The sequence below is a fragment of the Nocardia carnea genome (assembly GCF_029869215.1).
Classification (GTDB): domain Bacteria; phylum Actinomycetota; class Actinomycetes; order Mycobacteriales; family Mycobacteriaceae; genus Nocardia; species Nocardia carnea_B.
On the sequence record NZ_JARWPM010000363.1, the window covers coordinates 1 to 13,280 of the forward strand.

General features: G+C 69.3%; 14 protein-coding genes. 4 read left to right on the plus strand and 10 right to left on the minus strand.

Annotated features, from left to right (window positions below):
* Window positions 1-213 precede the first annotated feature (213 nt).
* Window positions 214-1,428, minus strand: a complete 1,215-nt coding sequence (gene glgC / locus QH276_RS25415; RefSeq protein ID WP_280402820.1) for a glucose-1-phosphate adenylyltransferase — start codon at window positions 1,426-1,428, stop codon at window positions 214-216.
* Between the two features lie 207 nt (window positions 1,429-1,635).
* Here glgC and glgA point away from each other — a divergent pair, with 207 nt between their 5' ends.
* Window positions 1,636-2,793, plus strand: coding sequence for a glycogen synthase (gene glgA, locus QH276_RS25420; protein ID WP_280402847.1), 1,158 nt, complete (start codon window positions 1,636-1,638; stop codon window positions 2,791-2,793).
* A gap of 81 nt (window positions 2,794-2,874) precedes the next feature.
* Here the strand turns inward: glgA and QH276_RS25425 are convergent, their stop codons facing one another.
* The 9 genes from QH276_RS25425 to QH276_RS25465 all read right to left on the minus strand — a co-directional run bounded on the left by QH276_RS25425 (window position 2,875) and on the right by QH276_RS25465 (window position 11,062).
* Window positions 2,875-3,864, minus strand: coding sequence for a putative RNA methyltransferase (locus tag QH276_RS25425; RefSeq protein WP_280402821.1), 990 nt, complete (start codon window positions 3,862-3,864; stop codon window positions 2,875-2,877).
* Window positions 3,851-4,018: a DUF3117 domain-containing protein gene (locus QH276_RS25430; protein ID WP_011211259.1), complete on the minus strand. Its 168-nt coding sequence runs from the start codon at window positions 4,016-4,018 to the stop codon at window positions 3,851-3,853. Before QH276_RS25430 ends, QH276_RS25425 begins: the two co-directional genes overlap by 14 nt.
* A gap of 158 nt (window positions 4,019-4,176) precedes the next feature.
* Window positions 4,177-4,749, minus strand: coding sequence for a DNA-3-methyladenine glycosylase I (locus QH276_RS25435; protein WP_280402822.1), 573 nt, complete (start codon window positions 4,747-4,749; stop codon window positions 4,177-4,179).
* Entirely contained in the window at window positions 4,746-5,066 is a 321-nt protein-coding gene (locus QH276_RS25440; protein ID WP_280402823.1) for a DivIVA domain-containing protein, read from the minus strand. Before QH276_RS25440 ends, QH276_RS25435 begins: the two co-directional genes overlap by 4 nt.
* Window positions 5,067-5,177: 111 nt before the next feature.
* Window positions 5,178-6,314 carry an Mrp/NBP35 family ATP-binding protein gene (locus QH276_RS25445; protein WP_280402824.1) on the minus strand — a complete coding sequence of 379 codons (1,137 nt, stop codon included), beginning with the start codon at window positions 6,312-6,314 and terminating at the stop codon, window positions 5,178-5,180.
* 19 nt (window positions 6,315-6,333) lie between these two features.
* Window positions 6,334-7,188 (minus strand): lytic transglycosylase domain-containing protein, encoded by an 855-nt coding sequence (locus QH276_RS25450; protein WP_280402848.1) that lies wholly within the window; start codon window positions 7,186-7,188, stop codon window positions 6,334-6,336.
* A gap of 437 nt (window positions 7,189-7,625) precedes the next feature.
* Window positions 7,626-9,029, minus strand: a complete 1,404-nt coding sequence (locus tag QH276_RS25455) for a lytic transglycosylase domain-containing protein (protein WP_280402825.1) — start codon at window positions 9,027-9,029, stop codon at window positions 7,626-7,628.
* Window positions 9,030-9,173: 144 nt separating this feature from the next.
* Window positions 9,174-9,785 (minus strand): DUF1003 domain-containing protein, encoded by a 612-nt coding sequence (locus QH276_RS25460; RefSeq protein ID WP_280402826.1) that lies wholly within the window; start codon window positions 9,783-9,785, stop codon window positions 9,174-9,176.
* Entirely contained in the window at window positions 9,782-11,062 is a 1,281-nt protein-coding gene (locus tag QH276_RS25465; protein WP_280402827.1) for a magnesium transporter MgtE N-terminal domain-containing protein, read from the minus strand. The genes QH276_RS25460 and QH276_RS25465 overlap by 4 nt, the downstream gene beginning before the upstream one ends.
* A 53-nt stretch (window positions 11,063-11,115) precedes the next feature.
* Between QH276_RS25465 and QH276_RS25470 the strand changes: the two genes are divergently transcribed.
* From QH276_RS25470 to QH276_RS25480, 3 genes are read left to right on the plus strand one after another with little or no spacing between them, the layout of a single operon-like run.
* On the plus strand, window positions 11,116-12,060 hold the full coding sequence (locus QH276_RS25470; protein ID WP_280402828.1) for an HpcH/HpaI aldolase/citrate lyase family protein: 945 nt from the start codon (window positions 11,116-11,118) through the stop codon (window positions 12,058-12,060).
* Window positions 12,061-12,096: 36 nt separating this feature from the next.
* Window positions 12,097-12,588: a general stress protein gene (locus tag QH276_RS25475; RefSeq protein WP_280402829.1), complete on the plus strand. Its 492-nt coding sequence runs from the start codon at window positions 12,097-12,099 to the stop codon at window positions 12,586-12,588.
* 3 nt (window positions 12,589-12,591) lie between these two features.
* The gene (locus QH276_RS25480) at window positions 12,592-13,173 is read left to right on the plus strand and encodes a suppressor of fused domain protein (protein ID WP_280402830.1); all 582 of its coding nucleotides are present in this window, start codon (window positions 12,592-12,594) and stop codon (window positions 13,171-13,173) included.
* The last annotated feature ends 107 nt before the right edge of the window (window positions 13,174-13,280 follow it).

Consider the following 13,280-nt stretch of genomic DNA (forward strand, 5'->3'; position numbering starts at 1 on the left):
TGCCCGGGGGGGGGGGGGGGGGGGGCGGCGGGGGGCGGGGCGCGGCCGCGCCGCCCCCGCGCGGCGCGGGGCCCCGCCGCCCCCCCCCCCCCGCGGGGGGGGGGGGGGGGGGGGGGGCGCCCCCCCCCCCCCCCCCCCCCCCCCCCCGCCGTTGCCGCCCGGCTGCGGGCACGCCGCGTCCCCTCCCGCTGTGCGGGGTAGGTGGCGGCCGGATCAGACCCAGGTGCCCTTGCCGACCGTGACCACACCGCCGTTGCTGATGGCGAATCTGCCGCGGTCGCGTTCGGAATCCACGCCGATGATCTCCCCCTCGGACACCATGACGTTCTTGTCCAGGATCGCCCGCCGCACCACCGCGCCCCGGCCGATCCGCACGCCCGGCATCAGCACACTGCCCTCGACCGTGGCGCCCTCGTCGACCATGACATTCGCGCTGAGCACCGAATTGCGGACGGTCGCCGCAGAAAGGATGCTGCCGGCTCCGACGATGGATTCCTGGGCCAGCCCGCCGCGGGCGAATTTCGCGGGTGGCAGATTCTCGGCGGCGCCGCGGATGGGCCAGTGCCGGTTGTAGAGGTTGAATACCGGGTTCACCGACACCAGATCCATATGCGCCTCGTAGAAAGCGTCGATGGTGCCGACGTCACGCCAGTAGCCGCGGTCGCGATCGGTGGCGCCGGGCACCTCGTTGTCGGCGAAATCGTAGACCGCGGCCTGGCCCGCGGCGACCAGGCCGGGAATGATATCGCCGCCCATATCGTGATCGGAATCGGAATTCTCGGCGTCCGCCTTGATGGAATCCACCAGCACCTTCGTGGTGAACACGTAATTGCCCATCGAGGCGAACGTCGAATTCGGATCGTCCGGGATACCCGGCGGATGCGCCGGTTTCTCCAGGAATCCGACGATGCGCCCCGACTCGTCGGAATCGATACAACCGAACGCGCCCGCTTCGCTGCGTGGGACCCGGATACCGGCGACCGTGACCCCGGCCCCGGAATCGATATGGCCGGCCACCATCTGTTCGGGATCCATCCGGTAGACGTGATCGGCGCCGAACACCACGATGTAATCGGGATCCTCGTCGTAGATGAGATTCAGCGACTGCATGATCGCGTCGGCGCTGCCGGTGTACCAGCGTGGCCCCAGCCGCTGCTGGGCCGGGACCGGGGTGATGTATTCACCGCCGAAACCCGACAGCCGCCAGGTCTGCGAGATATGCCGGTCCAGCGAATGGGATTTGTACTGGGTGAGTACACAGAGCCGGAGGAAACCGGCATTGACGAGATTGCTCAGGACGAAGTCGATGAGGCGGTAGGCCCCGCCGAACGGGACGGCCGGCTTCGCGCGGTCGGCGGTCAGGGGAAAGAGTCGCTTGCCCTCGCCACCGGCGAGCACGATTCCGAGTACGTGCGGCTGGCTCCTCACAGTGCCAAACCTACCGAACCAGGTGGTCGGGGGGCATCGACCGCTCGGCGGTCGCCGTGATTCGCCGCTGGGCGGTGGCCGTGATCCCGCTCGGCGGTCGCTGTGCGGGGCCGGTCGGTGGCCGCCCTCATTCCACGGCACGGCGTCTACCGTGAACCCGTGAGTTTCGGTTCCAGCGGTGCGGCAGGCGATCCGCTACGGGTGGCCATGCTGACCCGAGAGTATCCCCCCGAGGTGTACGGCGGGGCGGGCGTCCATGTCACCGAACTGGTGGCCCGGTTGCGCCGGATGAGCACCGTGACCGTGCACTGTATGGGCGTACCGCGTCCGGACGCCCGGGTGCACGATGCGGATCCGGCGCTCGCCGGGGCCAATCCGGCGCTGCGGATGATGTCGGCGCAGCTGCGCATGGCCGATGCCGCCGGATCGGTGGATGTGGTGCATTCACACACCTGGTACGCCGGGCTGGCCGGGCATCTCGCGGCGACGCTGTACGGGATACCGCATATCGTCACGACCCATTCGCTGGAACCACGCCGGCCCTGGAAAGCCGAACAGCTCGGCGGCGGGTACCGGCTCTCGTCCTGGTCGGAACGCAACGCGCTGGAACACGCCGACGCGGTGATCGCGGTGAGCGACTGGATGCGGCGTGATGTGCTCGACGCCTACCCGGCCCTGGACGCCGCCCGGGTGCATGTGGTCCGGAACGGGATCGACGCGGACGTGTGGTGCCCGGGCCCACCGGCGCCGGGCAGCCGCCGGATCCTGGACGAACTGGGGGTGCGGGCGGACCGGCCGCTGGCGGTGTTCGTCGGGCGGATCACCCGGCAGAAGGGGGTCGGGCATCTGCTGGCGGCCGCGCGGGAGGTCGATCCGGATATCCAGCTGGTGCTCTGCGCCGGCGCCCCGGATACGCCGCAGCTGGAGGCCGAGGTCGCCGCGGCGGTCGCCGGGCTGCACCGCCGCCGGGACAACGTGTTCTGGGTGCGCGAGATGCTGCCCACCGAGCAGATCCGTCAGCTGCTGGCCGCCGCCACGGTCTTCGTCTGCCCCTCGGTCTACGAACCGCTCGGAATCGTCAATCTCGAGGCGATGGCCTGTGGTACGGCCGTGATCGCCTCCGATGTGGGCGGTATTCCCGAGGTGGTGGTCGACGGTGGCACCGGCCGGCTGGTGCCTTTCGACGCGGGCGAAACCGCCGCCTACGAGCATGCTCTGGCCGCCGCCATCAACGAACTCGCCGGTGACCCGGCACGCGCCGCCGAACTCGGGGCCGCGGGACGTGACCGCGCGCGCTCCGAATTCGACTGGTACGGGATCGCCGAACAGACCTTGGGCGTCTACCGCACAGTGGCGAAACCCTGACGAGCCGCCGACAGACAGACGCGGGCCGGTGGGTCAGGGCACGGGCGGGACACCCGGGTCGGCTCCGGCCGGTGCGCGTGGTTACGGGGGTGGGGGGATCAGCTGGGGCGATGCGGTGGCCGTGGGCGCGTAGACCCCCACGGTGACCGATGCCGTCACTTCGAAGGGCTCCGGGAGTTCCTCGACACCGGTGCCCGCCGTGTGATGCGCGGACGGACCCATGGCCACCAGATGAGTGATATCGGCGTGCGCCACCGTCATCGAATATTCGACCGCGGTCGTGTCCAGCCGGGTGAACAGGCCGGACATGGCTTCGGCGAGTCGCGCTTCCTTGGCCGGGTCGACGCCGACCATACCGAGCGGGCCGATCAGCTCCGCCAGATGCCGATCGGTGGGTGTCACCACGACATACCGGCCGCCGGGTGCGAGCGCCCGGGCGACCGCGGCAGGGTTGCGGGGGGCGAACACCGAGAGCGCCGCGGTGAGCGTGTGATCCCGGACGGGTAGCCCGCGCCAGGCGTCGGCCACCACCGCCGCTGCGCGGGGATGTGCCCGGGCGCAGCGGCGGCCGGCAGGTTTGGCGAGGTCCAAGGCGATGCCCCGTGCACCGGGCAGGGCATCCAGAACGCGGGCCAGGTAGTAGCCGGTACCTGCGCCGATATCGGCAATCAGCTCGCGTCCGGAAGCCGGTCCGGACCGCGGCGCCGTACCGTCCACCGACGGTGTGCCCGGCCGGCCCTCCGCGCTCGGCCGGTGCACCGCAGGCGTGGCCGGGACAGGCCGGGATCGTTGCACGGCCTCCGCCACCGCCGTGGCGATCGGTTCGAAGAAGCCGGCACTGTGAAAAGCCGCGCGGGCGTCGAGCATCGCGGCGGTATCACCGGTCAGTTTGGTGGCGGCGCCGGTGAGCAGGCTGACATATCCCTGGCGCGCGATATCGAAACTGTGCCCTAGCGCGCAACGCAGTATCCGGTCCGCGCAGACCAGACCGCGGCCGCATACGGGGCAACTCAGTACCTCGGCGACCGCGGCCAGCGGCGATTCCTCGGAAATTTCGCTAGCTGGTGACACTCTTCAATTCGTCACCCAATGCCGCGGCTTCGTCGGGCGTGAGTTCTACGACCAGACGCCCGCCACCCTCGAGCGGGACCCGCATAACGATCCCACGGCCTTCCTTGGTTGCCTCGAGGGGACCGTCCCCGGTACGGGGCTTCATGGCCGCCATCCTCTGCTCCCTCCAGATCTGCGCGGTATGCTGCGCACTTGCTCGGATCTCCGGTTGTCCCCAACCGGGCGGTCCGTCGGTTGAGGCGACGGACCGCACTCGATCCATTCTTCCCTATCGCAGGAGATGACGGACACTCGACGTCCAAATGTGACCGGTCAGCCGAGGGCGGTGTGCCGGATATCGACCCAGCATTCGGCCAAGTGGTCGTCCACCATTCCGGTGGCCTGCATCAGGGCGTACGCGGTGGTGGGGCCGACGAAGCGGAAACCGCGCCGCTTCAATTCTTTTGCCAACGCGGTGGATTCGGGCGTGACCGCGGGAATATCGCCGATCGCGCGCGGGCGCGGGCGCCGCGGGGGAGCGAACGACCAGAGCAGTTCGTCGAGGTCGATATCGAGATCGCGCGCGACTTTCGCATTCGCGATACAGGCATCGATTTTGGCGCGATTGCGCACAATCCCGGGGTCGGCGAGCAGGCGCTCGCGGTCGGCGGCGCCGAATTCGGCGACCTTCTCGATCACGAATCCGGCGAATGCCTGCCGGAACGCGGGACGTTTGCGCAGGATGGTGATCCAGGACAGGCCCGACTGGAAGGCCTCCAGGCACAGCCGCTCGAACAGGGCATCGTTACCGTGCAGCGGGCGGCCCCACTCCTCGTCGTGGTAATCGCGGTAGATCTGCGAATCGACCGACCACGGGCAGCGAACCAAGGTGTCGGTGGCGGTCACGACTTGTCCGGCCCGCCGTTGTGGGCAGCGCCGGCGGCGTGTGCCTCGGCGAGCTGAGCCTGTAATTCGTCGATCCGGGCGGCGAGCCGGGCCAGCGCCCAATCGACCTCACCCGCCTTGTACCCGCGTACGACCTGCTGGAAGCGCAGGGCCCGCACATCGGCGCCGGAGATTCCCTCCCTCGGCAGGACGGTCGCGGTGGTGCCCTCGGGTAGCGGCCCCAGCTCCTCCGACCGACCGAAGAGCGCGCTGGCCAGCAGGAACAACACCGTGGCCACCAAACCCACGATTAGGACGTACAGCAGCAGGGTGAGCATGGACCGAGTTTAGGTGCGCCCGCCGACACGGCGCCCAGAGGTCGCTGTGCCGATATGCCGAGCGGTAGGGAGTGCGACTCCGCCGCACGGAGCGCAAACCGGCTACGTATCTCAGAGATGGCGCGTCGTATCGATGCCGAGCGACATTCCGGCCAGGCCGCGGCGCCGGACGGCGAGCTTATCGGCGACCGCGCGCAGGGCGAGCGCGGACGGGCTGTCCGGATCGCGCAGCACGATCGGAGTGCCCTCGTCGCCGGCCTCGCGCAGGGCCTGCTCGATGGGGATCTGCCCGAGCAGCGGCACCTCCGCGCCGACCGCGCGGGTGAGCCGGTCCGCGACCGCCTGACCGCCGCCCGACCCGTACAACTCCATCCGGCTGCCGTCCGGCAGATCGAGCCAGGACATGTTCTCCACCACGCCGGCGATCCGCTGCCGGGTCTGCAGGGCGATTGCTCCGGCGCGTTCGGCGACCTCGGCGGCAGCGATCTGCGGGGTGGTGACCACCAGGATCTCCGCGTTCGGGATCAGCTGGGCGATGGAGATCGCCACATCACCGGTGCCGGGCGGCAGATCCAGCAGCAGGACGTCCAGATCGCCCCAGAACACATCGGCGAGGAACTGTTGAAGCGCGCGGTGCAGCATCGGCCCGCGCCACACCACGGGAGTGTTGCCCTTGGTGAACTGCGCGATCGAGATCATCTTCACGTCGTGCGCGATCGGCGGCATGATCATCCGCTCCACCTGGGTGGGCCGGGCGTCGGTGCCGAGCATCCGGGGAATGGAGTGACCGTAGATATCGGCGTCGAGCACTCCGACCGAGAGGCCGCGATCGGCGAGCGCGGCGGCGAGGTTCACCGTCACACTCGATTTACCGACTCCGCCCTTACCCGACGCCACCGCGTACACGCGGGTGAGCGAACCGGGCTGGGCGAACGGGATCACCGGCTCGGCGGAATCACCGCGCAGCTGTTTGCGCAGTTCGGTGCGCTGTTCGTCGCTCATCACATCGAGCTCGACCGATACCGCGCCGACTCCGGCCACATCGGCGACCGCGGTGCTGACGCGCTGGGTGATCTCGGTACGTAACGGGCATCCGGCGGTGGTCAGGTACACCTCGATGTGCACATTGCTGTCCGGGTCGATCCGGATGCTCTTCACCATGCCGAGTTCGGTGATCGGTTTGCGGATCTCCGGGTCGTCGACCTTCGCGAGGGCGCCCCGCACCTCCGCTTCCGTTACCACTGGCATGCTGCCGATGGTAGTGCCGTCAGATCTTGGGGAGTTCCGCGGGCCGTGGTGCGATACCGGTCTTGTAGGACTGGGCCCAGGCCATGACGTTCGCGACATAGGCCATCGAGTTGTTGTAGCGCAGGATGGCCCTGGTCTGCTGGGCGGGATCGGTCATGTCCAGGCCGCCCGAGCACAGGTACTTACCGGCGGTGAGGGTCGCGTCGTAGTAGTTCTGCGGATCGGAGATACCGTCGCGGTTGCCGTCCGCGGCGTAGTGGGTCCAGGTTTCCGGCAGGAACTGCATGGGGCCCACCGCGCGGTCGTAGCCGCCGTAGCCGTCGAGCGCGCCGCCGTCGGAATCGTGGATGACATTGTTGCCGGCCAGGCTGCCGTCCAGCGCGGGCCCGAACACCGGGGACAGCGCGTTACCGTCGGCATCGGCCTTGCCGTTGTACATATGGGTGGATTCGACCCGCCCGATACCGGCCAGCATCGTCCAGGACATATTGCAGTCGGGGTTCTCGTCGGCCAGGATCTGCTCGGCGTTGATATAGGCGGCCTCGGCGATCCCGGGGATCCCCGACGGCGCGACCGGCAGATCGTTACGGGGGCGGTTCGGGTCGAGCGCGACCGATTTCACCTCGATCGGGGCCTCCGGCGACTGTTTGGCCATGGCATGCATGACCGTGTCGTCGAACGAGGCGGGTGCCATGGCCTGCGCCGGCGCGGCTCCCGCGGGCTGCATATGCAGTTCCACCGACGCCGCGGTGGGGTCGGTGGCCATGGCAGCCGCGGCATTGGTGGCCACGACCCCGGCGGGTACCAAACCGGTGAGTGCGATGACCGAACTCCGTGTAACGGTGGCAGGTTGTTGTTTACGGTGACGCCCCACGTGCTCAAAGCCCTTCATCTCAACCACAAGCCTGCGGTCGCGTCCGGTTGTTGCCCGGCCGTGACCTTCGCCGTCGAGACTACCGCATCCGAGACCAGTTCGTTACTACCCCGTGACCATTATTTCGGCGCAGATGGGAAAGGCGAAAGCTCCGCGGCCCCTTGAGAAGCCGTCCGGCCCGCTCGACGGCTACCCGGGTGTCCGGCGTCCCGGTGCTACGACGTGGCGGCGCCGTGCGGTCCGGCTTTTGTGCGCCACGAATGCCCGCTGGGCATCGAAGGCCGAAGCCGGCCGTGCTGTCTCACTGCGGCGCCTCGCGCGCCGGCCCGGCATTCCCGCCTCATCGGCTCCCCGGACCTGCTCCCGCCGGTGCGGCTGCCCCGGAACCGGGGTGCATTCGGCGCGGCGAGGGTGCAGTACTGCCGGCCGATCGGCGATCAAGCGGGTGGCGCGGGGGCGGGCGCCGGCGGAGCAGCCGGATCTCCCGCCTGTGCGGGTGCCGCTCCGGGCGGTGGCGCCGGTATCGCGTCGGGCGGTGGTGGCGGCCCGGGGACCAAGGCGATCGGCAACTGGATGACCAGCCCGCCCGGCAGGGTGATCGTCGGCGGCGGAGGCGGGGCCGGCGGTGCGGGCTGCGCCGGGTTCGGCTGTGGTGCAGCGCCGTCCGGCGCCGGCGCGGCGGGCCCTTCGGGGGTTGGTACGCCCGGCGCGGGAGCGTTCTCCGCGGGCCCGGCGGGAACACCCGGCGCCGGGGCGTTCGCCGGCGGGCCGGCGGGAGTGCCCGGTGCGGGCATGCCGTGCGGCGCGGGCCCCGGTTCCGGAAGGGCCTGGCCGGCTTTCGGTGACCCCGGGGCGGGCGGGCACAGCAGCCCGCAGGGGATCGGTGGCAGGCCCGGAATCCGGATCATCGGATCGGGGCGGGGGATACGCACGGTGAGTTCGGGCGGAGGTGGCGGCACCGCGGTATCGGTTTGTGCCGCAAGGAGATCCGGGGAGCCGGGTGGCAGTCCTGTGGGCGCGCTGCCGGGCGGGATCAGATCGGGTGAGGGGATGACGGGTGCGGCCCGGCCGCCGGTGCGGTAGGCCGCCGACCAGCTCAGCACGTTGGCGGCGTAGGTCATCGAGTTGTTGTAGCGCAGGACCGCCCGCAATTCCTGTTGCGGGTCACGCAGATTGAGGCCGCCCGAGCACAGGTACTTGCCGGCCGCCAGGGCGGCGTCGAAGACATTGTGCGGATCGGCGTGCCCGTCGGCATTCCCGTCGGCGGCGTAGTGCGACCAGGTGCCGGGCAGGAACTGCATGGGCCCGAGGGCGCGGACGTATCCGCCGTCGGAGGACCGGATCACCTCGTTGCCCGGCAGGGTGCCGTCGAGTGCCGGGCCGAAGATGGGCGGGCTCGTGGTGCCGGCGGCGTCGGTGCGGCCGTTGTTCGCATGCCCGGATTCGATCCGGCCGATACCGGCGAGCAGGTTCCAGGTGACTCCGCAACCGGGTGCCGAGGATTGCAGCGCGAGTTCGGCGTTGCGATAGGCGGCCAGCACGATCTCCGGGATGCCGAGGGCGCCGCCGCCGCGGGGCAGGGTAATGCTCTGTAACGGAACGGTACCGGCGAACGGCGCGGCGACCGGGCTCAGCGCTCGCAGCTTCCGGGGTGTCGTGGGCTCGACCGGCAGCATTCCGAGTGTCTGGGTCAGTGGGGCATCGGCGCCTTCGGCGGTGGTGGTCAGGCGTCCGGCGTCGGTCGCGAGTCTTGCGCCGGGAGCTTGCGGCGGAGTCGACGACAAGGTGGTGTGGGCTGCCGAACCGCCGGCGACCAGGCCCGCCATGACCAGAGCCGACATTGCCACAGGGGTAGGTATCCGCATTCGGCTCCACCGTTCCTCTATGTCACAGGTGAGCGACCGTCTCGGACATTCCCGGATGGCGCGCTCGGGACAACGTGATCCAGGTTACCTACCGGTCAGGAGCATATTGCGGATTTCCGGTCATTCCTCGCCGATTGGCGGTGAAACCGGGCCTGTGACCGGCTTGTGACCGGAGGTTTTCTTGCGTTTCGGCTTGGTAGCCTTGTCCGGGCCGCGCGTCGGCCCGACCCCCGCCGCGGATTCGATCCGTTCCAGGGTGTCCCGGATTTCGTCGAGTTCGCGGCGCAGGTAGTCCCGGGTGGCCACCTCGCCCACCGCCAGGCGTAGTGCCGCGAGCTCGCGCGCCAGGAACTCGGTATCCGCCTTTGTCTGCGCCGCGCGTAGCCGGTCCTCCTCGAGCGAGACGCGGTCCCGGTTGTCCTGGCGGTTCTGCGCCAGCAGGATCAGCGGCGCGGCATAGGCGGCCTGAGTGGAGAACGCCAGGTTCAGCAGGATGAACGGATACGGGTCCCAGCGCAGCGCGATCACGAACACGTTCAGCAGAATCCAGACGATCACCACCACCGTCTGCAACGCGAGATATCGTCCGGTGCCCAGGAACCGGGCGATTCGTTCGCTCCCGCGGGCCAGTGCCTCGGCGTCCCAGTCGAATCGGAAACGGGATTCGACCGGTGTCTCCAGTCGTTGCCGCGCGCTGGACACCGCCCGGCCCGCGGTGCTCTTGTCGGTCACGGTCGCGCACCTTCGTACAGTTGTTCGTCCTCACGCCAATCGGGCGGGAGCAGATGGTCGAGCACATCATCGACGCTCACCGCGCCCAGCAGATGGTTCTGTTCGTCGACCACCGGTCCGCACACCAAGTTGTAGGTGGCGAAATAGCGTGTCACCGCGGCCAGCGGCATCTCCGGCCGCAGCATCGCCAGATCGGTGTCCAGGATGCCACCCACCAGATGCGCCGGGGGCTCCCGCAGCAGCTGCTGCAGGTGGACGCAGCCCAGATAGCGCCCGGTGGGGGTGGCTGTCGGCGGGCGTACCACGAACACCATCGACGCCAGGGCGGGCGTCAGGTCCGGATCGCGTACCCGGGCGAGGGCCTCGGCCACCGTGGTCGACGGGGTCAGTACCACCGGTTCCGGCGTCATCAGGCCGCCCGCGGTATCCGGGGAATGTTCGAGCAGGCGGCGCACCGGCTCGGACTCCTGCGGATCCATCAGGGTCAGCAGCGATTCGGCCTCGTTCTCCGGCAGGCCGCCGAGCAGATCGGCGGCGTCGTCGGGATCCATCGCCTCGAGGACATCGGCGGCGCGGGTCATATCCAGCTGGCCGAGCAGCTCCAGCTGGTCGTCGCCGGAGAGTTCCTGGACGACATCGGCGAGCCGTTCGTCGTCGAGGGCGACCGCCACCTCCAGACGGCGTTTGGCGGGCAGTTCCCGCAACCTGTGTGCGACATCCGCGGCGCGCAGGCTTTCGAACTGTTCGAGCAGGGTGCTGACATCCTGACCCGGCCGGTCCAGCTCGTACGGCGTGAGCCCCGCCACCTGTGCCCAATCCACCACATGCACCGTGCGGCGCCGCCCCAGCCGGCGATGCCCGCGGACCGCGACCCGGGTGACCCGCCAATCCCGCGTCCGGGTCAGCGCGATACCGAGATCCACCACGAAAACATCGACGCCCGCCAGATCGGGCAGGTCCGGATCGTTCACCCGGACCTTGGAGTCCACGATCTCCGCCATCGCCAGCAGTTCGCCGGGGCGTTGCGCGAACCGGCGCAGACTCACATTTCCGGTGTTGAGCGTGACCGACCCGGGTTCGATGGTGGTCACCCGCAGCATCGGGACGAAGATGCGGCGCCGGGTCGGCAACTCCACCACCAGTCCGTGAACACGCGGTTCCTGCCGGTCGTACCGGACGGCCACCACCACGTCGCGGATGCGGCCGATAGACTCGCCGTCCGGCCCCAGCACCGCCAGGCCCGTCAGCCTGGCGATATACACCCTGGTAGCTGCCATGCCTGCCAGGCTAGATGTTCCGGGGCCGGACCGGGCCGACCCCAGGAGTGTTGATGAAGCCGCGCCGTTCCGTGCTCGCCGTGCCGGGCAGCAACCCGAAAATGATCGCCAAGGCCAAAGGGCTGCCGGTCGACGAGGTTTTTCTGGATCTCGAAGACGCCGTCGCCCCGGGTGCCAAGGCCGCCGCCCGCGCCAATATCGTGGCCGCCCTCAATGATTCGGGCTGGGGTGAGCAGCTGCGGGTGGTCCGGGTGAACGACTGGACCACGCAGTGGACCTACGCCGATGTCATCTCGGTGGTCGACGGCGCCGGCACCGCGCTCGACGCGATCCTGCTGCCCAAGGTCACCGACGCGGGCCAGGTCCGGGCCCTCGATCTGCTGCTGAGCCAGCTGGAGCGCGCCAACGGGATCGAACCCGGCCGGATCGGCATCGAACCGCAGATCGAGAACGCGCTGGGATTACGCAATATCGACGAGATCGCCACCGCGAGTCCGCGGGTGCAGACCCTGGTGTTCGGGCCGGCCGATTTCATGGCCAGTATCAATATGCGCACGCTCGTGGTCGGGGAACAGCCCGAGGGCTACGACACCGGCGACGCCTACCACCACATTCTGATGACCATCCTGCTCACCGCCCGCGCGCACGGGCTGCAAGCGATCGACGGACCGTACCTGCAGATCCGCGATATCGACGGATTCCGCCGCGCCGCGGGCCGCACCGCGGCCCTGGGATTCGACGGCAAATGGGTACTGCACCCGAGTCAGGTCGACGCCGCGAACGAGATATTCAGCCCCCGGCAATCCGATTACGACCACGCCGAAATGATCCTGGACGCCTACGCCTATCACACCTCCGCCGAAGGCGGCGCGCGCGGCGCGGTGATGCTCGGCGACGAAATGATCGACGAAGCCAGCGCGAAAATGGCGGCCGTCGTCGCGGAAAAAGGCCGCGCCGCCGGAATGAAACGCACCACGACCTTCACGCCCCCGGCCTGAACTCCACCCGGACCCAGGAAACGGCACAATGGAACCATGACGAACCCTCTTGGGAACTCGAATCGGGGCAGACAAGGTTTGCCCACGCCACCTTCGGGATGGCCGGTCGGTTCGTACCCGACCTACGCCGAGGCGCAGCGTGCCGTCGATTATCTGGCGGACAATCAGTTCCCGGTGCAGAACGTGACCATCGTCGGCGTCGATCTGATGCAGGTCGAGCGGGTGCTGTACCGGTTGAACTGGGGCAAGGTGATCGGCGGGGGCGTGGTGTCGGGGGCGTGGCTGGGCCTGTTCCTCGGTTTGCTGCTGAGTTTGTTCACGACCAACGGGATGGCCGGGCCCCTGCTGGTCGGTCTGGTCGGCGGCATCATCTTCGGTGTCATCTCCACCACCATCCCGTACGCCGCGACCCGCGGGCAGCGGGATTTCGCGTCGACCATGCAGTTGGTCGCCGGTCGCTACGACGTGCTGTGCGATCCGAAAACCGCCGAACAGGCGCGGGATATGCTCGCCCGGCTGGCCATCTGACGGATGGATGTGAGCGAGCGGGTACGCGCCGCCGTGGTACGCCATTTCGCGGTGGACGCGGCCGCGGTGGACACCGCCTCGGTGACCTTCCTCGGCCTGGAACCGATCGAAATCCTGCGGATACCCGGCGACGGGGTGGTGCATTACGCCACCGTCGGCGGATCACGGCATCCGATGGGTGATCCCTCGGCGGTGCTGGCCGATCCGGTGCGCGGGCCGCGCGCGGAGCTGGTGCTCACGCTGCGGACCGGGCCGGGAAACAGTGCGGGGGTTGCCCGGTCACTGGGCGTGCTGGCCGCCTCGCCCGCGGTGGAGGGTGTGGTCCTGCGGGCCGACGCACTCCTGGATCTCGGCGAGCCGCTGTGGCGGGACGCCCCCTTCACCGCCGTGCTCCTGGGCCCCGGGGAAATACCCGAGGTCGACCTGCCCGAACCAGCCGAACCGGTGCGGTACTTCGCGGTAACCCCCGTGACGGCAACCGAGGCCGCCTGGGTGCGGGTACGCGGCGCGCAAGCGCTACGCGACGCCTGGGCCGAAGCCGGAATCGACGTCCTCGACCCCGACCGCGGCGCCGCTACGCTGTAATTTTTTGCGGCGCCTGCGGCGCCGCGGGGTTTGGCCCCCTTGGTCCCTGCTGTCAGCACTCGACACTCGCGGCTTCGCCGCATCGCATCGAGCGCTGACAGCAGGGA

What these genes read in the sequence shown, in the direction of transcription:
- QH276_RS25440 (WP_280402823.1), bottom strand. Translation starts at nt 5,066, where the DNA reads ATGCTCACCCTGCTGCTGTACGTCCTAATCGTGGGTTTGGTGGCCACG.
- QH276_RS25430 (WP_011211259.1), bottom strand. Translation starts at nt 4,018, where the DNA reads ATGGCGGCCATGAAGCCCCGTACCGGGGACGGTCCCCTCGAGGCAACC.
- QH276_RS25480 (WP_280402830.1), top strand. Translation starts at nt 12,592, where the DNA reads ATGGATGTGAGCGAGCGGGTACGCGCCGCCGTGGTACGCCATTTCGCG.
- glgA (WP_280402847.1), top strand. Translation starts at nt 1,636, where the DNA reads ATGCTGACCCGAGAGTATCCCCCCGAGGTGTACGGCGGGGCGGGCGTC.
- QH276_RS25470 (WP_280402828.1), top strand. Translation starts at nt 11,116, where the DNA reads ATGAAGCCGCGCCGTTCCGTGCTCGCCGTGCCGGGCAGCAACCCGAAA.
- QH276_RS25465 (WP_280402827.1), bottom strand. Translation starts at nt 11,062, where the DNA reads ATGGCAGCTACCAGGGTGTATATCGCCAGGCTGACGGGCCTGGCGGTG.
- QH276_RS25445 (WP_280402824.1), bottom strand. Translation starts at nt 6,314, where the DNA reads ATGCCAGTGGTAACGGAAGCGGAGGTGCGGGGCGCCCTCGCGAAGGTC.
- QH276_RS25455 (WP_280402825.1), bottom strand. Translation starts at nt 9,029, where the DNA reads ATGTCGGCTCTGGTCATGGCGGGCCTGGTCGCCGGCGGTTCGGCAGCC.
- QH276_RS25475 (WP_280402829.1), top strand. Translation starts at nt 12,097, where the DNA reads ATGACGAACCCTCTTGGGAACTCGAATCGGGGCAGACAAGGTTTGCCC.